Raw genomic sequence first — 21,180 nt, 5'->3', positions numbered from 1 at the left:
TTTTACGCTTAAATTATGCCTATTACTTAAGTGCAGATTGATTGTCTATATCATCAAATAAATAGTTGAAAACAAGATTTGATTCTAATGTTTCGATTGTTTCTACCGTAGATTTTTTCATTGTTTTATAGGATGCAACGATCCCATGTTTACCCAAGGTGACTTCAGAGTTGACCTTTTTGCCAGTGCCTACTTTAGCACCATCAACATACCAATCAGCATCGACATTGCTAGTCAGTGTGACGACTGTAGACTTCAGGCCAAGTTTGTCATTGAGCATAGACTCGATTTTATTGTTATATGACGGTTTAAAAGTCATATTAACTTTATAGTGTAATTCACCATTCATATTCATACTTGCATCAATTACTTTATATGATAGAAGAACACTTTTATCGCTAAGGAAAGGATCTGAATTGATAGTGTTTTTAACAGTATATTTTTCAGTGTCTTTTAAACAATCATTTATAGATTGAAACTTAGAACAGGTCATTGAGCTTTCTAAGTCAATAGATTTAACATTTTCAGCACTTGATAATTCAGTTATAATTCGATTTACGATTTTCTTTTTTAGTGAGGAAAGTTGTTCTATTTTCTGTAAGCGTTTACTATTGATAATGTCGTACTGTTTTAATATTTCTTGATAATTTTCTTTATTTTTAATTTCATCACTGACAGATTGTTTTTCAAGTGAGTCAATGTTTTTAACTAAGGTTTCAATTTGTTTGAAATAATTGCTAGCGTTATTATCTTTTAAAATTGCATTCGGTAACTCTAATATTGCCTTATTATAATTCTCTTTTTCATTTTTAATATTTGTAAGTAGTAATTTGTAATCATACTCATTTTGTTGATGCTCAGATAATCGATTATTTACAGATATCAACAAATTATCAATGTCAAATTCTTGCTTGATCTCATTTACAGCTTGGTTTTCAGTTGTTGTTATCAATTCTATGGCAAACGAGTTACTTACAAAAAAGTATAACAAAGCAATTGTAAATTTACTGTATCTCATCTTTCTCTCCGTTAAGTTATCTGAAACAGTCAAAACGCTTGCCATTTCTGAGTTTTGAGCAAAAAAAACGCATTTTATCCATAATACTTAAGTTAATTTTTCTTTTCAAATAGATTGTTTTTGTTGATTTTAGTCACATTTGATTGTTTTTTGATATGAGTTTAGCGTGTAATTGTGATCTTTTGGTGGTTTTAAACTTATTTTCTTTGATTGTTATTCAGCATTAATTTGAATATAAGTTATTTTTTAGGAAGTTAGTGGTTATTTTTCAATGCGTTATGTTTATTTGTGCTGATGTTTTTAGCTTTTGTTTTTTCAGGATAGAGTTCAGTTTAGCCGTTTATTTTTGATTAGCTTTTAGGGTTGCTGTTATCGCTGTATTTGTGTGCAGATGTTGAGCAACATGGGCTGTAACTTAACTATAACCAAGTTGGTTTTGTTGTAGAAATGGTGTTGAGGTGTTTTACTTAATGGTATGACTAATGTGGATCGGGTATAAGTTAAAGCCTTTTAAAACAGTGGATTACAAAAATTTTTTTTTGTGCGGTCACTTTGAGTTACCGACGACCATATTAATTTATGGTTATCTTCATTACACAATCAATGACTAAGTGCTGAAATTCTTTGAATTTTGGGTATGATATGGATCGTAATCGAATCATCTTAATTTTTAGTAAACAGGTGAAAAGTGTCTTATGACTGATCTTGAGCAACAGGTTTTTACTCAAGTTAGGGCGATCATCGCAAATGAAGAGCAAGTGATTGGCCGGAGAGGAATTCTCATTCCCCTTAAAAAAGCGATCCTTGCCGAAGGCGATATTCGTAATGTGATCGATATTATTTCGAGTGACCCTGCATTGGCGGCACATATGTTAATGCGTAGTAATTCTGCGCAGGCGGCCGTGGTGGCAAATCACAAATCTCGCTCATTAAAAGAAGCGTTGATCCGTTTAGGGCAGGTCAATATTTATCGTTATGCTTTCACTTTCTACCTTAAAGAACGCCTCGATGAGCTACCGCAGCCCTATAAAAAGTTAGTTCAAGGTTATTGGAAATTAACAGAAAGTATTGCGATTGATGCGGTAGACAGTTTGGTGGGTATGGAAGGCGTTGAGGTTGATCCCGATGAAGTACAAACCTTAGCGCTCTTTAGTGTTTTTGGCCAAATTATTGCGCTCACCGCATTTGCTTACCTTAATGCTAGTGCTGAGCAATCTTTCCCATTAAGTGTAATTAAGTCATTGATTGATAAACAGCAGCAAACCTTAACCATAGAAGCATTCGAATCATTAGATTTAGATCAAGATCTGCGTCAAGAATTTATGATTGCCCATAATCTACGTCAGACTCGAAATCCCAATTCTCCAGGGTTAATTCTGCGCCGTATCTTATCTATGCGTGGACTATTAATGAATCCGCTGTAATTTTTAGATTTGATAGCATATTAGCCCAATAAAAAGCCTGCATTCGCAGGCTTTTTATTGGGCTTACTACCTGAATCAATTAGATTTATGCTGGCGGGATAAACCTTCACTCGCCACCAGTTGTAACCAATTTTGGATCAATGCTGGGTTTGCGCTGTGGCGGCGATAGGCGCCAAATAGCGGGCGTTTTAAGCCTTCTTGGCCGAGTTTTACCGTAGCGAGACTCAGTCCATGTCCTTCATTTATCGACCAACTTGGCAGTGCGGCTATGCCGTCTTTACAGGCGATGCGTTGCAATAACATCATGGTTAAATCACAGGTTTTTTGCTCGCCTGCCTCTATGCCCGCAGGCTCTAAAAAGTGGCGATAAATATCTAAACGCGTCAACGGCACCGGATAACTGATAATAGGCAAGTGTGCTAATTGCTTAGGGGTGACATAGGCTTCTTTTGCTAAGGGATGATCTTTTGCAACCACTAACTTCACTTCAAAATCAAACAAATGCTGGTAGGCGAGTGAATGCCCAGGCACAGGATCTGAGGTTAATACAATATCCAGTTCACCCATTTCTAGGGCATTGAGCGAGTCGAACAGGTGACGGCTCGACAAGTCTAACTCGGCTGCCGGATGATCTTGCCTAAATTGCTCCATCACAGGCATTAACCAGCGAAAACAGCTATGGCACTCAATGCCGACGCGCAACTGATTGGTTTCGGTTTCTAGCCCATTCTTCAAATCTGTCTCGGTTTCTAACACCTTAGGCAAAATCTCTTCGGCCAGATGCAACAGGCGTGCACCTTCTTGGGTGAATGACAGTGGCTTACTCTTACGCACAAAAATGGGTGAGTTAATTCGTTGTTCCAACTCCTTAATCTGGTGGGAGAGGGCGGATTGAGTGACAAAACGTTTTTTGGCCGCGCCCGCCAAACTGCCGCTTTCTTTCAGGGCCATTAAAGTTCGCAGGTGTCTTAGTTCGATCATGTTCACTCCAAGTGAATTTCGCTCATGTTGTGCTTGAAATCAATTCGGTTGCTGGGATAGAGACTAACACAATAAACTTCTAGACGTCCAGACGCCCATTGTTATTTATCAAGGCTGAAATGCTGAAAAGTGCCAAGAGAAAACAATCTGGTGGGTGCAAGTGCCGAATATGGCTTATCTCAAATAAAGGAAGATATGGTATGCAATTAAATAGTCTTGGGTTTCCCCGTATCGGGCGTCGTCGTGAATTGAAATTTGCCTTAGAAAAATACTGGCGTGGTGAGAGTACTCAGGCACAATTGCGTGAAGTGGCGAGTGAACTTCGCCGCACCCATTGGCAGTGGCAAGCTGCTGCTGGCATTGAGCAAGTTCCCGTAGGTGATTTTGCCTTTTATGATCAAGTGCTGACCTTAAGCGCGACTTTAAATGCCATTCCTGAGCGTCATCGTGGTGAAGGAGCAATCGATCTCGATACTTTATTCCGTGTTGCCCGCGGCAGAGCGCCAACGGGCCAAGATGCGCCAGCCTCTGAAATGACCAAGTATTTCAATACTAACTATCACTATCTGGTACCTGAGCTCAGCCAAAACCAAGAGTTTTCGATTGCCTATGAGCAGTTCTTTGATGAAGTCAGCGAAGCGCAAGCACTAGGCTATAAAGCCAAACCTGTGCTACTCGGTCCTGTTAGCTACTTGTACCTAGCTAAAACTGTGGGCCAAGAGTTTGATAAGTTAAGCTTATTACCCAATTTATTAACTGCTTATGCTGACATTTTGGCGCGTTTTGCTGCTCAGGGAGTGCAATGGGTACAGCTCGATGAGCCCATTCTCGCATTGGAATTGGATGGCGAATGGCAAGCGGCGATCACTGAGGCGTATCAAGCCCTCAGCATTACGAAGGTGAAGATCCTTCTTACCAGTTATTACGGCGGTATCGCACACCATCAAGCGCTGGTATCGGCCTTGCCGGTCGCGGGGTTGCATGTCGATTTAGTCACAGCGCCGGATCAATTGGCGGTCTTTGCCAATGCGCTTGGTCAAGATCAAATTCTGTCGGCGGGTGTGGTCAATGGTCGCAACGTGTGGGCGGCAGAGGCGGATTTGATTGCCGAACGCATAGGCACGGTTGCCCGTGATCTCGGAGATCGCTTGTGGATCGGTACTTCTTGCTCACTCCTGCACAGCCCTGTGGATTTAGAGGTAGAAGCCACGCTTGAGCCCGCTCTGCGTCAACAACTCGCGTTTGCGAAGCAAAAATTACTCGAACTGGCCAATGTGCGCCAATTGCTACTGGCACCTGAATCGGTCGCGGCAAAAGAGATTGTGCAAACCTGTTTGGCACGCCGTGAGGCGAAAGCGCAGGCCGCCGACAGTCAAGTGATTGCTCGCGTTGCCGCCTTGACATCTGCCAATTATGAGCGCGTTAGTGATTTTAGCGTACGCCAAGCTGTGCAGCAGCAGAAGTATCGTTTACCTCTGTTGCCGACCACTACCATTGGCTCCTTCCCACAAACACCAGCAATCCGTGGACTACGCAGTCGCTGGCGCAAGGGCGAGCTGAGTGATGCACAATATACCGAGCAATTACAACAAGTCACCCGCGATACTATCGACCGCCAGCTTAAACTCGGTATCGATGTACTGGTTCATGGTGAGGCCGAGCGTAACGATATGGTGGAATATTTTGGTGAACAGCTTGCGGGCGTTGGCTTTACTAAAAATGGTTGGGTGCAAAGTTATGGCTCACGCTGTGTTAAGCCGCCGTTGATCTATGGTGATGTTAGTCGTCCAAAGGCGATGACGGTTGATTGGGCCGAGTTTGCCCAAAGTCTCACCGACAAGCCTGTAAAAGGCATGTTAACTGGCCCTGTGACGATTCTGCATTGGTCATTCGCCCGTGAGGATATCGGCCGCGATGTGATTGCGACTCAGCTGGCGCTGGCGATCCGTGATGAAGTGGTGGATTTACAAAATGCCGGTATTGGCATTATACAAATCGATGAGCCCGCCTTCCGTGAAGGTCTGCCATTGAAACAAAGTGAGTGGCAAGCCTATTTAGATTGGGCGGTGAATGCCTTTAAACTCAGCGCTGCTGGTGTAATTGATGAGACTCAAATCCACACCCACATGTGTTACAGCGAGTTTAACGATACAATTGCCGCGATTGCTGCCATGGATGCCGATGTGATCACTATCGAGACTTCGCGTTCACGGATGGAGTTACTCAACGCCTTCGAAGACTTTGAATATCCCAATGAAATTGGCCCCGGTGTGTATGACATTCATTCGCCAAACACCCCAAGTGTGGAGGCCATGGTGCACTTAATCGAGAAAGCGGCGCAAAAAGTGCCCGTAAGTCAACTGTGGGTCAACCCAGATTGTGGCCTAAAAACCCGTACTTGGGATGAAGTCGAACCCGCCTTAAAAAACATGGTCGATGCCACCCGCGAGCTGCGTCGCCGACTAGGTTAATTGTTCACTTATTGATTATCAATAATATCAATAAGATAGAAGGCGGATGTTTATGCATCCGCTTTAATCCTTGAGTTATCGACTTACCATGTTTCGCCTGTTTGAGGAATATAGACCCCGATAATCTACAACCCGTCGATTCGGTATCGCACTAAATTGGCATTACAGCCTAAGCACCACTCAACCGTGTTTGCCTTGTAACTATCTACACAGATATTTGCAAATCTTTACCTGTTAACGACATTTCCTTCGTCTACTGTCTTTTATTAACTCTATATACTACCTACATAATTTAATCTTTCTACGTGAGCAATATGCTTGCGGCTTTTTAGTTTATTGGATGTGAATATACCGATGAAAAAATCCTCAAAGCGTAAACTGCTGATTGTGATTAGCGGCCTTATTATCATTGGTGGGGGAGCATTTTCCCTGTGGTATAAACCAGAAACACCGCCAGCCTATGTTACAGAAGCGGTATATATCGGTGATATTGAAAGTACAGTGCTTGCAAATGGTACGTTACAGGCATTAAAGCAAGTCAGTGTTGGTGCACAGGTGTCGGGGCAGATTGACAGTTTGTTTGTACAGTCAGGTGATGAGGTTAAGCAAGGCGATTTAATTGCTCAAATCGACAGTTTGGCACAACAGAATACGATCAAAGAAGCTTTAGCCTCGCTGAAAATTATCAATGCACAATATCGTGCAAAGCAAGCACAAATACAGCAAGCCAAACTTGAGTTTGCTCGTCAACAACAAATGCTAGCAGATAATGCTAGTTCTCGAGCGTCTTATGAAGCGGCAGAAGCAACTTTGACTGTTTATCAGGCTGAAATAGAACAATTAGAGGCTCAAAAACAACAGGCTGAAATTAAAGTTGATAGTGCCAAAATTGATTTAGGTTATACCAAAATTACCGCGCCTATGGATGGCACCGTTGTATATTCTGCTGTCGAAGTTGGGCAAACCGTTAACGCGAATCAAACGACACCAACCATAGTTGAAATGGCACAGCTTGATACTATGACCGTCAAGGCTGAAATATCAGAGGCTGATATTATCAACGTTAAACCTGGCCAAGCTGTTTACTTTACGATTCTTGGACAACCTAATCGTCCCTATCACGCGACCATTAGGGCAATTGAGCCGGGACCGACTTCGATGGAGAGCAGTAGTAGTTCAAGTTCAAGCTCAAGCACGACAGAAGCTATTTACTACTACGGTTTATTTGATGTGAAAAATCCAGATCGTACTTTACGTATTGGAATGACAACCCAGATTTCAATTGTGCTTGCTAAAGCAGAGAACGCATTACTCGTGCCTTCACAAATCTTACGGATTAAGCCAAGGGATAAGCAAACTGCACCGCAGCTAGATAAAGACAAAGATACGCAGTCTAGCGAACCTAAGCGTCATCGTGGGCCTCAGTATCAAGTACCAGTATTAGTGAATAATCAAGTGCAATACGTGGATGTCACCGTAGGTATTAACAACAAAATTAATGCCGAAATTACCTCAGGTTTAAATGAAGGCGACTTAGTTGTGCTGGGTATGCCCTCATCGGAAGAGAGTAGCAAACTGCGCCGCCCACCTAGTGTGAGGTTTTAATTGTGAGTGCCACATTACTTGAAATTTCAGGTTGCTATCGCACTTTTCAGGCGGGAGAACAACAGCTTACCGTACTAAAAGATGTGAACTTAACGATTGAACGTGGCGAGATGGTTGCCATTGTCGGCGCCTCTGGTTCGGGCAAATCGACCCTAATGAATATTCTTGGCTGCTTAGATAAACCGTCGAAGGGGGCGTACTTTATCAATGGACAAGATACCTCCACCATGGATGCCGATGAGCTAGCTCAATTACGGCGTGAACATTTTGGTTTTATTTTTCAGCGTTATCATTTGCTTAGCGATCTTACTGCGATAGGTAACGTGGAAGTTCCTGCGGTTTATGCAGGTAAAGAACGAAGTGCCAGAAAAGACAGAGCCGAACATTTATTAACTCGCTTAGGATTAGGTGATCGACTCGATCATAAACCTAATCAGCTCAGTGGTGGTCAGCAGCAGCGGGTCAGTGTGGCGCGTGCGTTGATGAATGGCGGTGATGTGATCCTTGCTGACGAGCCCACGGGGGCGTTGGATAGCCACAGCGGTGAAGAAATGATGCAGTTGTTGCAGGAGCTTCACAGCGATGGTCATACCATTATTATCGTGACCCACGATATGAATGTGGCCCAATATGCCGACCGGATTATTGAAATTAAAGACGGCATTATTATCAGTGACGAACGTAAAACTAAGGCACCAAAGCAAGTCGATACGGTTGTCACTAAGATAAATAGCCGTATTCGAGTGGCCTCGTGGGATAGATATGTTGAAGCGTTCAAAATGGCGCTACTTGCCATGTCGACTCACAGATTACGCACCTTTCTCACTATGCTTGGCATTATTATTGGTATTGCCTCGGTTGTTTCCGTCGTTGCATTAGGAGAAGGTTCCCAGCGAGAAATTCTTAATAGCATTAGCTCAATGGGGACTAATACGATTGATATTCGCCCAGGCTTTGGGTTTGGTGATCGCCGTTCAGGAAAAGTGAAAACCTTAATTGTTAAAGATGCCGATGCATTGAAACACTTACCTTACGTTGACAGTGTTACACCAACCGTTGATTCAAGTATGACGTTGCGTTATGGCAATAAAGCGGTTACCACGGTCGTGAATGGTGTTGGCCCAGAGTTCTTCAGGGTACGAGGTTATGAGCTGGCTATGGGGCAGTTCTGGGATGAAGATAGTGTTTCATCGCTTGCTCAAGATGCTGTGATTGACGATAAGGTTCGTAAAGAGTTATTCCCTCGTAGTTCACCTATTGGTGAGGTGATTTTTATCGGGAATCTACCCGTGCGGATTATTGGTGTGACTGAACCTAAAGACAGCGTATTTGGTAAAAGTGATTCACTGAATGTGTGGCTACCTTATACAACGCTATCGGGACGTATTGTCGGGAAAAACTACCTGAATGGTATCACCGTAAGACTCAATGAATCGGTGCCGAGTAATGCCGCTGAACAGGGCATTATAACTTTGCTGAAAATGCGCCATGGAATAGAGGATTTTTTCACTATTAATACGGATGCAATTAGACAGAATATTGAAAAAACGACGGCAACGATGACCTTGCTTATCTCGGCAATTGCGGTGATATCCCTGATTGTGGGCGGGATTGGGGTGATGAATATCATGTTGGTTTCGGTAACCGAACGTACTCGTGAAATTGGTGTACGTATGGCAGTCGGGGCGCGTCAGAGTGATATTTTGCGTCAGTTCCTGATTGAAGCTGTGTTGGTCTGTTTATGTGGTGGCACTTTAGGTATCGCCTTGGCCTATTTAATTGGCGTGGTGTTTGCTCAAACGGGAGGTAGTTTCCAAATGATTTATTCCACTACCTCGATTGTCGCTGCTTTTGCCTGTTCGACGTTAATCGGTGTGCTATTTGGCTTTTTACCCGCCCGCAACGCGGCGCGATTAGATCCCGTTGACGCCTTAGCAAGAGAGTAATAACACCATGAATAATCTAATATTAAATCGTAAAATTATGTTACGTACTTGCGCCATCGCTGTAGGTGTTGCATTACTCGGCGGCTGCGGTAGTTTTATGCGCTCAGACTTTGAGCCCCCCGCGTTGACGATACCAAGTCATTGGCAGCATACACAGGTCAACGAACAGGTGAGAGTTGATCCTTGGTGGCAGCAGTTTCAGCAGCCAGATCTTAATAAGTTAGTAAGCCAAGTCCTAAGCAGTAACAATGACTTAGCCCTTGCAACCTTGACACTACGTAAGGCGCGTTTACAGGCAGGGCTTGCTCAAGATGCACTTTACCCGCAGTTATCCTCAAACCTTTCTGCATCGCGCAGTAACCCCCTAGATGGTGGCGAATCAACCAAGAGCTATCAGGCCAAGCTTTCAGTCAGTTATGAAGTCGATTTATGGGGAAAAGTCTCGGCAGAGATGGATCAAGCTCAGTGGTCGGCATTAGCGAGTGCGGAGGATAGAGAAAGTACCACTCAAAGTTTAGTGGCAACTACAGCATCGCTTTATTGGAAGATGGGCTATTTAAATCAAAGGATTGCTTTAAGCAGCCGTAGTATTGACCACAGTCGACAAACACTGGCATTAACCCAGCGTCAGTATGATTCTGGTGCGGTGACTCAAGTCAATGTGTTAGAGGCCAAGCGTAGCCTAGCGGGACAAGAGGCATCCCATAGTCAACTTATTCAACAGTTAACGGAGGCGGGAAATGCGCTTGCCATTTTACTGAATCAAGCACCTGGAGAGGCTTTCGTTGAGATTAACGCCTTACCTGATGTTGCTGTGCCGGAGATTGCCGTGGGGATGCCAGCGGATCTATTGGTGAGACGCCCTGATGTGAAGGCATCTTTATATCAATTACGTTCAGCACTCGCCAGTAAAGATGCGACTTATACCCGTTACTTTCCGAGTTTGAGTTTAACCGGCAGTGTGGGGGAGTCGACCTCAGAGTTAAAAGAATTATTGCGCAATCCCGTGGGTAGTTTAGGTGCAGGCTTAGTGTTGCCATTTTTACAGTGGAATCAAATGCAAATTAATAACGACATTGCTGAAATTGATTATCAAACTGCAGTCGTAAATTACCGTAAGACACTGTATTCCGCCTTTGAGGATGTTGATAATGCCATCTCGGCTAAGCAGCAATTTGCTTATCAAGGAGACAAATTACAGCAACAGTATAATGCTGCGGTAGCGGTCGAGGCCATTTATGAAAGCCAGTATCGCCATGGTGCGATAGGTATTCAAGATTGGATTAATGCCCAAGAAAATCGACGTGCAGCGGAGGCGTCTTTGCTCGAAAACCGCTATAACCAACTGACGGCCCAAGCAACGCTCTACCAAGCCCTTGGTGGGAGCGATATCGCCCCAGAGATTGCTCAGATTTCTAACTAATTTTGTTTTTATGGGTAATACTAATCGTATTAATGATAGCTATGCTCATGCTGCTGGCGATCATGTGTTGGTTAATGTCGCTAATTTATTACAGGGAGTGTTGAGGGAATATGATGTAGTTGCACGTTGGGGAGGAGAGGAGTTTTTATTGCTGTTACCCAACACGGATATAATAGAAGCGAAAGTCGCTGAGCGATTACGCGAAATTGTGTTGTGCAGGCATCAGCCCCGTGACCACACGGGGCGGTGCAGATATTAGCTTTGCAGTATCTTAAGTGGCAGGCTAAGCATATCGTCACCTGTTCCAGCTAAGTGCCAGATAATACCTACTAAGGCGCCGACAGTCAGTAAATACCAGATAGTTGAGAAGATTTGCCCATATCTATCGAGAGGTAGTAAATGGCTTTGATGGCGAGTTCGCCATTCAAAGATAATTTCCAAACTGCCTATTAACAGTAAAAAACCGAGTAATGCTAAACCAAAGGTGTAGCTAACATAAACGCCAAAAGCGGCTCCTACCGCACAGGCGATAAGCCCCATTACACTGTTCATTGAAAAGCTAATACTTTTTAAAATATGGCCGCCATCTAATGGCAAAATAGGCAATAAATTAAACAAGTTAAGTAGAGCATTAAAGGCTGCAAGCCCCGCAAAAAACACATTGCCCGTAGCGTGGTAGGCAATCAATGAGCCTATAGACATGAATAAGCCAAAAGTGGGCCCCATGATGGATATCACGACATCTTGCCAACGTGTATTAATTTTTTCATCGGAAAGAGCGAGCCCACCCATAAAAGGGATCAGGTAAATTCCCTTGGTTTTCATCCCAAAATACTTCATCGCGCGGATATGGCCGTATTCGTGAAATACTAAACAGGCGATCAATGCCAGTGCAAACTGAAACGAAAATAGCCAAGAATAGGCAGCAACACTGGCTCCGGCTAGTGCCACTTTAATTACTTTGGCACTTTTTAATAATTTAAATCCAAGGGATGCCAGCCCAACAATGCTTAACTTTTGTTGTTTAACGATAGGGATTTCAGGATGTTGTCTTTCGATATCTTTTTCGGTACGTGTTCCTTGGGCTATGACTTCATCATCCTGTAGCAGGCGATAATCGAACCGAAATGGCTGCCAAACTAAATCGGTTTCAAGGCGAATGATGATTTTAGCTTCGAGGGAACTTTGTTCTCCGCCTTCGGGAACCAGTGGGCTGTTAAATTGGCTGAGTTCAAATTCATGTATTCTGAGTCCGCCATTATCAATAGAGGCAGATTTTTGTGAGACTAAGTTGTTGTCCCAGAATAGTTGCTGCCATCCTGCGAGGGAGCCTTCTAAACGCAGTTGTTTGCCTAAGCAGTCAATCTTAAGTAGTTCCAATTTGGGTTCCATTTGTTCGTGTATCTGAGGGTGGTTTTTACCTAAGGCAATCCGTTACTGTAATTCGTATTGCTGGACCAGAAAACATGGCGTGTGCGCCGTTAATGCAATTTCGGTTCTGACAAATTATGCCTGTGAATTTATAGCGAGGATATTAGCTTTTAAGATCCAAGCGTTTTTTAGTGCAAAAAACTAGCATATATCCCATGACGTCAAAATCCCAAAGCATGAACAGATAGCTAAGATGATTAATATCAATCTATTCATCTAGGGTGCGTACGATTTCTATTCCTTGGCTAATCGTGGTGAAGGCAAGTTTAGCTACGCAGCAGTGTCCTAAGGCTTTGGCATGGTTTTGCACCCATTTGATAAATTCTGTTAATGGTAGCAGTTGCTCCTGTTGGAGTAATGTGGGGAGTTCACCGATAGGATCTTCATAAACAGTGCGGGAATTTGCATTGATATAGTAGCGGTGGCCTTTACTATCAAGCAATTGATCTTTATCAGTAAAGTGATGCTGATAAAGGCAGGCTAGCTCTAACCAATCCCGTTGGTGGGCAAGATAAAGCAGTTCATCATTTTGAATGAGCTTAACTACGGCGGGCCATTCAATGTCCGACATCTTGACGCTGGTCATTATCGCTCCTGTGACGAAAGTCCAAGCCCTAAAGTGTGAGGCCATAGCTGAGTCGCATGACAATATTGGGATCGAATAAAACAATAGGAGTCATGCCATTGCTAGGCAGTATGCCATGCTTAGATTGGATTAATATAGACGTAAGCGCACTTACGTCTATATTGGCTATTAGCTTGGTGTGGGAGTCTTGGCTTTGGCGTTATAGTCGAAATTAATTTCTTGGTTAATATTAGCTATGCAACAAGTTCCATGTTCCCTTGTTGTACGATGATTGGCAGGTCCTATATGAAACTCCACATTAAGGAATACGTGCTTAAGGGCCTCAACACGGTATTTTTCATAATAGCCTTCGACTTCTTGTTTAAGTGTATCGAACTCAAGTTCTTCCCGAGACCGCTCATTTAAAATGCGATTTTTCTCATCGAGCATCATCTTTATCTGCTCAACCATCACGGGATCATCTTGCCATTCTGATTTGGGTGGTAGCTTATTGAGGCGAGCTTCGATATCTAAACTGGCGACCACCATCGCTTGAACACCTTCTTCAAGCAATTTCAGATTTTGTTTTAGCTCAGCTTGTTCCATTGCACAATAAAGTTCTGTTTTTGTGCCTGCGGTCGCACCTATGACAACAGCTTTAATACCTTTTTCGGCTTGGGCTACACCACCCACCAGATCGCCACGGCGTCCACTGGCATCGCTTACTGTTAAGCTGGCGGCAGTTTTAGTATTACTGTGTAATAACTGTTTGGTAATGAGGATATTACCTTTAGCAATCAGTTGAGAATACTGAACAAATTGTGCACTGATTTGCCCTTGGGCATTGATCTTTGTCGAAAATTCATTTGCTTTAATCTGTCTGCCGATAATGCCTTTGCTTACAGTAACATCACCTTCTGCATCTAAGGTGGCTGAATCCACAAATCCCATTACGGTAATATCACCAGAGCTTTTGACTAGCATGCCCTCATGTACATCACCCGTAATTAAAATACTCCCCTTAAAGGTGACATGGCCTGTACTGATATCCACATCTTTGAGCTGCAGTACATCATCCACATTCATACCCGTTCGGGTTTCTACGGGTTGGCCTGCAACTGTCGCGATAAGTTTATTGGGATCTTTGGGGTGAAAATCAGTTCCTGTCCCAGCTTGCAATACATTATCTTTGCCCGGCTTTTGTTTGAGCACTTCGCCTTTAATATTGTAACCAGGAGTGCCTTCTGTCGCGGGATGTTTGACCATCAATATATCATTGGGTTTTACCATGATCATTGAGCCAAGATTACGCATATCTACGGTACCATCAGCGCGCTCTTGTGGTTGTAGTAAGCGTTCCCGAGCGAGGGCCACCTTACGTTCTAATATGGCATTTTTCCCATTAATGGGGATCTTACCTTGTGCAATCTCTCCTTGACAGCTTTCACCTGGCTTGAGCTTACTGAGTTTTTGCATTAATGCTTGGATCTTGAGTTTACTCAATCCCATACATACATTGTGTTTTTTGAGTTGAGTGAGGATTTCAGGTAAATCAACGGCTTTACCACCCCAAGCGGCTGTAAGCGTCATGCTGGCGTGCATTTTATCTGGGCTGATGTCAATCGTAACACTGCCGTTACGCCGTTCTGCTATTTCAGCAAATAGTTCAAATTTACCATCCTCTTGATGGCATAGAGCATTAATCTGAGTGATAGTTTTATTGATGGAAGGCTCTAGTGGAAACAGGGATGAGAATTCTGGTAAGGACAAGAGTTGCATGATGTCTTCACGGGTAACAGGGCCGTGGTTATTTGGGATAACACGCAATTCCGCCTTTGTTTTATCACTGCTTAACTCAAGAAGTTCAGGTGGCAACATAGAGAGCTTCCTACCAGTTTGTTTTATTATTGTTGGAAATACTGTTTCGAGTATAACAGTAGAGACTTTGTGCAAAGAAGCCTTTTTGACGCTAAAAACAGCAAATGTTGTTTTATTGTTTTTTTAGTCTATGTGCTGGTTTTTAAATAGTTTTTTATACGATATGTTTGACGTTATGCAGTGTAATCTCTGGCGGTTTATCTTAAATGAACACATTTTTCGAGGGTTATGCTTATTTTTAACTTAACAAATATTTTATATTTCAATAGTTAAAAACCTATGTTAGGTGCGATAAAACAGCGTCAATGCTGCATTAGTTGTAGCAAATCGATGGGTGAGCCGTTTCACAAATCAGTGCAAATGTTTTTAAGCGACCAGAAGATGCTGCAACGTGTTTCTTTCGGTCGCTTAGGTAGAGACTTATTGTTGCTGAAAGTAATACAGCTTGTATTTATTGTTTTCGGCGGGGACTGTTAACTGGCCAAATTCTGCTTCAATGATATCAGAGTAAGGTAAGTGGCGATTGGCAACAATTTGCCAAATACCGTTATGCTGTAATTGCTTTGCACTGTCTGTAACGAAATTTTTCGCTATATTAGTTGTGCTAGTTAGACCATCGTGAAACGGTGGGTTAGAGATAATACCGTTAAATTTTCCTGTGGTTTGAGCGAGTCCATCAGAGGGGTAAACTTTAGCTGTCATACCATTGGCTGCAAGCGTGAATTCACAAGATGCTAACGCCATGGCATTAATATCAATGCATTCCAAGGATAGATGCGGTTGTGCCTTGAGTAAGGCGGCGGCAATCACACCAGCACCGCAACCAAAATCGAGCACTCGACCTGAGAGTGTGGGCAGGTGTGATAGCAATAATTCTGTGCCGAGATCTAACCGTTTTTCACTAAATACCCCCACTAAGTTACAGATACTGATCTCACCCTGTGGCGTGCTGAGTTGATACTGGCTGACCCAGTCGCTGAGTTTCATTGCCGGGGCGCGGCCCTCTAAATTGCTACCAAATAGCAGGCAGTGGCGGGCGTTATCGAGCTTCATCCCCGTCGCAAAATACTCAGGCAAGAGTTTAACTAAAGACTTAATGCCGCCTTTGTTTTCCCCAACCACTAACAGTTGGCCGTTAGGCACAAGATAGCTGGCGGCGAGGTTAAACAGATAAGGTGCGAGGGGTTTAGCCTTGGGGAAGTAAACGATAACCGTATCGTACTTTTCTGGTTTAATTGGGTCTTGATGTGGCAATTCGTGGCCGAAGTAGCAACGCAGTTTTGAATTCGCGTGCGGCGCTAAGTGTAAATAATGGTGATAATCCAAGGCGAGGGCATCGACCGAGGCCGCGACATCGAGCAGGGCTTTGGGCAGTAGATCGGCTTCATGGTTGAGCACTAACACTTTATGTTGGTTTAGGCTGTCTTGATTGCGAATGATAACTTGCGATGGATTGGTTAACACAGTGACTCACACCAATAGATTGAAGTGTGGGCATTATACCCGTTATTCGTCATTCAGCCAGTTTGCATCCAAGAGTTTCAGCAAAGGGTGATAAAAAAGGCAACGCTATTATGCAGTTGCCTTTAGTGTCAGGTGTTGAAGGACCAAAAGCTTAACTTTTGGATTTCTTCGGTTTTGGCAATAAACTTAAGATCTTATTGGCAATATCTGTATTGTCCTGATGGCCGTTAAACAGCTCTGATGCAGGACCTGCAGCAAAGACTTGTACATCTGTACCTGTGTGGCCGTCAGTTGTCCATCCTGTATCTGTACGTTTATCGATAACATGGCGGATCGCGATGGCCATGGTTTCTAACCCCTGCATTCTGGCAACATTTAATTTGGTCACTTCTTCTTCGCTAAGCTCAAATCCTAAACCACGGGCGAGATCAGCTTGCCATTCATCTCCGCTAATGGCGGCTAAAGCTAAGGTGTCTGAACTGGCGGAAATATTTCGCAGAATTTCGGGATTCCAGTTGTAGTTACCATTGGCACCAATCGATAGACCTCCAGTATTGTGGTCGGCGGTAATGACCATTAGCGTGTCTGGATTTTGGCGAACAAATTGTTCAACCACTTCAATGGCATTAGAGAACTCATCCATTTCCCCCATCACAGTCGCTATGTCATTATTATGGCCCGCCCAGTCGATTAAACTCCCTTCGACTAAGAGTACAAACCCTTGTTCATTTTGTGAGAGTAAACTAAGGGCTTTCTGGGTTAAGGTGCTGAGTTTTTTAGCTTCTTTTTCATCAATGGCCCAAGGCAATTGCACCTCGGCAAACAGACCTAACACTTTAGGTTGAGTGATAGTGGCGAGATCATCAAAACGGGTGATGTGTTGATAGCCTTTAGCTGTAAATTGCGCTAGCAGCTCGGGTGAAAAATACTTTTGACCGCCACCTAAAAATACATCGGCATTAGTTTCTAAATAACTGAGTGCTATCGCATCGTAGTTTTTACGGCTTTCATTATGGGCCAAAAATGCCGCTGGCGTGGCATGGTTGATTTGTGATGTAACAGCTACGCCTGTGCTTAAGCCAAGGGATTTGGCTTTTTCGAGTATGGTCGGTAGTGGTTGCTTTTGAGTATCAACTGAAATCGCCCCATTGTAAGATTTAACGCCAGTGGCGAGCGCGGTTGCGGCGGCCGCAGAGTCGGTAACATAGCCACTGACACTGGCGGGATAGGTACTCGCCATACCCACCAGTAAACGGTCAAATACGGTTTGTTCGACTTCTTCGGTATCTGGATTATCTTTGTAGTAACGATAGGCGCTCGTATAAGCAGGCCCCATACCATCACCTATCATAATGACGATATTTTTCGGGCGAGATGGCGCTTTTGTTGGGCCTGTTTCGATGTTTGCCCAAGTCGAAGTCGATAGCAATAAGCCTATGCCGAGCAACAAGAGTGGCGCTTTGGTGAAACTCATATCACATCCCTAGAAAGTGGCTTGGCGCTAGCTAATTCATAGCGCCTTAGAACAACAAACTCTTATAAGTTAACATATTAGTTCAATCAAGCTGAGGCTTTAACGCGCGCCTCAATAGCATCCATTAACCTGCCAGTGATGTCGACATCAAATGCCGCTTGGATTTCACGGATACAGGTTGGGCTTGTCACGTTTATCTCAGTCAGCTTGTCACCAATGACATCTAGCCCGACAAAAATCAGTCCACGTTTTTTAAGCTCAGGACCAATGGCACGGGCAATCGCCCAATCGCTGTCGGATAAAGGCTGGGCTACACCGCTACCGCCAGCAGCTAAGTTACCACGGGTTTCGCCTTTCATTGGGATACGCGCCAAGGCGTAAGGCACTGGCTCACCATCGACCACTAAAATGCGTTTATCGCCTTGGGTTATTTCAGGGATAAAGGCTTGCGCCATGGCATATTGTTGACCATAACTGGTCAAGGTTTCGATGATGACACCAAGGTTTGGGTCATCCTGCTTCACGCGGAAAATCGAGGTGCCACCCATGCCATCTAAAGGCTTAAGAATAATATCGCCCTTCGCTTGGTGGAAAGCGCGGATACGTTTGGCATCACGGGTTACGATCGTTTCTGGAGTGAATTCGCTAAACCAGGCGGTAAACAGTTTTTCGTTAGCATCACGCAAACTTTGTGGCTTGTTAACGATCAATACGCCTTGTTCTTCGGCGCGTTCAAGCATATAAGTGGCGTAGATAAACTCAGTATCGAATGGTGGGTCCTTACGCATTAGGATCACGTCGAGTTCGCTCATCGGCGTGTCTGTAGCTTCGCCGAGTTCAAACCATTTGCTCGCATCATTGAAAACAGTTAACGGGCGCATATTGGCCATAGCCACACCGTTGACCATGGCAAGATCGGCCATTTCCATATAAAACAGCTGATAACCTCTTTCCTGCGCGGCCATTAACATGGCAAAACTGGAGTCTTTCTTAATGTTGATCTCACTGATGGGGTCCATCACTATGCCGAGTTTTATCATTAATCTGTTCCTTATTTGTCGCCGTTCGCAGGCAAAAAAGTATTAATTAGGTATTGCTTGTCGATCAGCCTAAATCACCGAATCTAAGTTGCAGTGCTGTAATGGCGGTGAGCGAGGCGGTTTCGGTGCGTAGCACTCTGGGGCCAAGTAACACATCGGTAAACTGATAGGTTTCTGTCATGGCGATTTCTTCCGCCGACAAACCGCCTTCAGGGCCAATTAATAAACGCACGCGGGTATGGGCCAAATCTAAGCCATTGATACCGTGTGCGGCACGTGGATGCAGATTGAGTTTAAGTGCCGAGGTAGGCTCACTGCACCAATCGTGTAAGTCCATTGCTGGGCGAATCAGGGGTACTTGGCTGCGTCCCGATTGCTCACAGGCGCTCACGACGATTTTCTGCCATTGTTGAATTTTTTTCTCTAGGCGTTCACCGTTGAGTTTCACGCCGCAGCGATCAGAAAACAGCGGCGTAATCGTATTCACGCCAAGCTCGACGGATTTTTGAATGGTGAACTCCATTCTATCGCCACGGGAAATCACTTGGCCTAAGTGCAAGTTGAGTGGCGACTCTGATAAATTTGCCTCACAGGAGAGCAATTTTACTGTGACATGCTTTTTACCTGTATCAACAATTTCAGCAAGATAATCATTGCCATCGCCATTGAATAGACTGATATTTTCACCGTTGCCCATGCGTAACACTTTGCCGATATGGGCCGCGCCATCTTCGTCTAAGTTCAGCAGTTGATTGATAGCTAATGGCTGAGGTTGATAAATTCTTGGGACTCTCATTGTCGACCTTACTCGGCTAATTGTTGACGCTGTGGTGGCGCATTACAGGCATTCTGCACAAAGGGGTTATGGTTGCCTTGAACCTGCGCTATGGCGTTATCGCGTTGGCACTCAATAGTATCAACTGGATAGGTTTTATCCCATGCCTTAAACAATTTTAATTGGCTAGAGGCAATTTTAAGACCATAGGTCTGCTGCATATACAGGTAGGTTCTGGCTATCTTACCGCGGGTATTCGCGGGTGGCTGTACCTGACGATTCTTAAAGTCGACAACTATAGCACATTGACCATATTGATTGGCTTTACCGTTCCATTCGCTAAAACGGAAATTACTGCGATCACCATTCACTTCACCTATGGCGGGCACTAAGTTGTGCATGTCTGCCTCCATCTTATTAAATTCATTGCTGTTATCGGCGCAGTTTTTACGACCACCCTTTTGCCAGCATTGGAGTTGATGGCCAAATTCCCAGGCGGGCACTATGTGCTCCCACTCGATACGGTTAGCACGAGTTTCCTGTTTACGGACTTGGTAACCACAACTGGTGAGATCGGGTTTCCACGATTTGCCTTTAATCTGAATGTCACAGCCGCAATAAAAGCTGACTGCGGGCAGCATACCTTGACGATTGCCAGCATAAAGCGTCTGCGACTTAGTTTTCGCTTGGCTGAAACTATTGGGGTGTGATGGTGATGCACTTGTGGGGACAGATAGGGTCACCGACCAAGTGATGAAGCACAGCAAAAGTCGCCGTGAATAAACGGTTAAAGAGGCTTTGTTCAACATTTATCCCAAAATAACAAATACAACGCGAGCCTCTGGCTCGTCTTTTATGGCGTGATGGTAAGGGAAAGACGGTCGCTTATGCAAATTGAGTCGTACTTAGGGGTGTTTAAGCTAAAAGTGGTTAGGCCAAGATTTAATTAGATAGCAGTTAAATGGGTCTTACAGCGTTTACAGATATAACGACTTTCACCGCGCAGAACCTTGTTATGGCGGCGAATACTGAGGCGTATTGGTCCGCAGGCACAGCGATATTCAACCTCTTTGCTTGCAACTGAGGTGGTGTTGAAATTGTGGGTAGTCTTTGGATTGACCTTAAATACCGTTAGCATCAAAGATTGCCATTCTTTACCGTGGGGTTTGGTTTTACCAAAAAGCTGAAAACACAGTAGATGACAAATTTCGTGAGGCACGACCTCTGTCAGAAAAGCTTCGCTGTTTTCCCGCAGTAATACGGGATTGAATCTTAATCTGTTCTGCTGTAAATGGGCTGTGCCTGCACTTTTTCCCCTGAGCGTAAATTGCGTTATTGGGCGAGGGAATGCACGTTTAAGCGTCATTTCGGCCGTTTGATAACAGGTTTCAATTCGCTCTAGTACTTGAATTTGTAGTGTCGAGAGTGGACGTGATGAACCGGTGAAAATATGCGCCTTTGCCGGATCTTGTGCTGGTGGACTCATTATCACCTGGAACTTATCTTGGCTTTGGCCTAAGGCTGAATACGTCGATTTTGTTAGCGGTGCAAGGGCTTCACTGCTGCGACGGCGTAAGGCATTGAGTAAGTCAGCGGGTTTCAGCATAGGGTGAGCTTTGGATCTCGTCGGTTAAGGTAAAAATTGCGTGCTTAAATTGGTCAATTAGAAGCGTTCGCATCATAGC

17 protein-coding genes are annotated in these 21,180 nt (G+C 44.1%); 6 read left to right on the top strand and 11 right to left on the bottom strand.

Annotated features, from left to right (window positions below):
* Positions 1-22: 22 nt before the first annotated feature.
* Positions 23-1,018, bottom strand: coding sequence for a hypothetical protein (locus JEZ96_RS15825; protein ID WP_025007548.1), 996 nt, complete (start codon positions 1,016-1,018; stop codon positions 23-25).
* A 695-nt stretch (positions 1,019-1,713) separates the two neighbouring features.
* Here JEZ96_RS15825 and JEZ96_RS15820 point away from each other — a divergent pair.
* On the top strand, positions 1,714-2,442 hold the full coding sequence (locus JEZ96_RS15820; RefSeq protein WP_011788148.1) for an HDOD domain-containing protein: 729 nt from the start codon (positions 1,714-1,716) through the stop codon (positions 2,440-2,442).
* A 75-nt stretch (positions 2,443-2,517) separates the two neighbouring features.
* Here the strand turns inward: JEZ96_RS15820 and JEZ96_RS15815 are convergent, their stop codons facing one another.
* Positions 2,518-3,423: a LysR family transcriptional regulator gene (locus tag JEZ96_RS15815; protein ID WP_025007549.1), complete on the bottom strand. Its 906-nt coding sequence runs from the start codon at positions 3,421-3,423 to the stop codon at positions 2,518-2,520.
* A gap of 200 nt (positions 3,424-3,623) precedes the next feature.
* Between JEZ96_RS15815 and metE the strand changes: the two genes are divergently transcribed.
* The 5 genes from metE to JEZ96_RS15790 all read left to right on the top strand — a co-directional run bounded on the left by metE (position 3,624) and on the right by JEZ96_RS15790 (position 11,127).
* Positions 3,624-5,894 (top strand): 5-methyltetrahydropteroyltriglutamate--homocysteine S-methyltransferase, encoded by a 2,271-nt coding sequence (gene metE / locus JEZ96_RS15810; protein WP_061783220.1) that lies wholly within the window; start codon positions 3,624-3,626, stop codon positions 5,892-5,894.
* 354 nt (positions 5,895-6,248) lie between these two features.
* A complete protein-coding gene (locus JEZ96_RS15805) occupies positions 6,249-7,499 on the top strand; it encodes an efflux RND transporter periplasmic adaptor subunit (RefSeq protein ID WP_061783221.1) in 1,251 nt (416 codons plus the stop codon).
* Positions 7,500-7,501: 2 nt separating this feature from the next.
* A complete protein-coding gene (locus tag JEZ96_RS15800; RefSeq protein ID WP_128090245.1) occupies positions 7,502-9,445 on the top strand; it encodes a MacB family efflux pump subunit in 1,944 nt (647 codons plus the stop codon).
* A 7-nt stretch (positions 9,446-9,452) separates the two neighbouring features.
* Positions 9,453-10,868: an efflux transporter outer membrane subunit gene (locus tag JEZ96_RS15795; RefSeq protein ID WP_128090246.1), complete on the top strand. Its 1,416-nt coding sequence runs from the start codon at positions 9,453-9,455 to the stop codon at positions 10,866-10,868.
* Positions 10,869-10,878: 10 nt separating this feature from the next.
* The gene (locus JEZ96_RS15790; protein ID WP_025007550.1) at positions 10,879-11,127 is read left to right on the top strand and encodes a GGDEF domain-containing protein; all 249 of its coding nucleotides are present in this window, start codon (positions 10,879-10,881) and stop codon (positions 11,125-11,127) included.
* Here the strand turns inward: JEZ96_RS15790 and JEZ96_RS15785 are convergent.
* From JEZ96_RS15785 to JEZ96_RS15745, 9 genes are all read right to left on the bottom strand, one after another.
* Positions 11,124-12,260 carry a site-2 protease family protein gene (locus JEZ96_RS15785; protein WP_025007551.1) on the bottom strand — a complete coding sequence of 379 codons (1,137 nt, stop codon included), beginning with the start codon at positions 12,258-12,260 and terminating at the stop codon, positions 11,124-11,126. The two genes, JEZ96_RS15790 and JEZ96_RS15785, sit on opposite strands and share 4 nt — an antisense overlap.
* Positions 12,261-12,507: 247 nt before the next feature.
* Positions 12,508-12,885: a DUF4144 family protein gene (locus JEZ96_RS15780; protein ID WP_011788156.1), complete on the bottom strand. Its 378-nt coding sequence runs from the start codon at positions 12,883-12,885 to the stop codon at positions 12,508-12,510.
* Between the two features lie 168 nt (positions 12,886-13,053).
* Complete coding sequence (locus tag JEZ96_RS15775) at positions 13,054-14,742, bottom strand: DUF342 domain-containing protein (protein ID WP_011788157.1); 1,689 nt, start codon at positions 14,740-14,742, stop codon at positions 13,054-13,056.
* Between the two features lie 420 nt (positions 14,743-15,162).
* Positions 15,163-16,206 carry a methyltransferase gene (locus tag JEZ96_RS15770; RefSeq protein ID WP_061783223.1) on the bottom strand — a complete coding sequence of 348 codons (1,044 nt, stop codon included), beginning with the start codon at positions 16,204-16,206 and terminating at the stop codon, positions 15,163-15,165.
* A 151-nt stretch (positions 16,207-16,357) separates the two neighbouring features.
* Entirely contained in the window at positions 16,358-17,680 is a 1,323-nt protein-coding gene (locus JEZ96_RS15765) for an alkaline phosphatase (RefSeq protein ID WP_011788159.1), read from the bottom strand.
* Positions 17,681-17,766: 86 nt separating this feature from the next.
* Positions 17,767-18,720 (bottom strand): glutathione synthase, encoded by a 954-nt coding sequence (gene gshB / locus JEZ96_RS15760; protein WP_014611290.1) that lies wholly within the window; start codon positions 18,718-18,720, stop codon positions 17,767-17,769.
* Positions 18,721-18,784: 64 nt separating this feature from the next.
* The gene (gene rsmE, locus JEZ96_RS15755) at positions 18,785-19,516 is read right to left on the bottom strand and encodes a 16S rRNA (uracil(1498)-N(3))-methyltransferase (RefSeq protein WP_025007552.1); all 732 of its coding nucleotides are present in this window, start codon (positions 19,514-19,516) and stop codon (positions 18,785-18,787) included.
* A gap of 8 nt (positions 19,517-19,524) precedes the next feature.
* The gene (gene endA, locus JEZ96_RS15750) at positions 19,525-20,304 is read right to left on the bottom strand and encodes an endonuclease EndA (protein WP_011788162.1); all 780 of its coding nucleotides are present in this window, start codon (positions 20,302-20,304) and stop codon (positions 19,525-19,527) included.
* Positions 20,305-20,441: 137 nt separating this feature from the next.
* Positions 20,442-21,101 carry a SprT family zinc-dependent metalloprotease gene (locus JEZ96_RS15745; protein WP_025007554.1) on the bottom strand — a complete coding sequence of 220 codons (660 nt, stop codon included), beginning with the start codon at positions 21,099-21,101 and terminating at the stop codon, positions 20,442-20,444.
* Positions 21,102-21,180 lie beyond the last annotated feature (79 nt).

The sequence above is a fragment of the Shewanella putrefaciens genome (genome assembly GCF_016406325.1).
Lineage (GTDB): Bacteria > Pseudomonadota > Gammaproteobacteria > Enterobacterales > Shewanellaceae > Shewanella > Shewanella putrefaciens.
The sequence above is the reverse complement of the archived record's forward strand: the minus strand, read 5'-3'. Positions and strand labels throughout refer to the sequence as shown.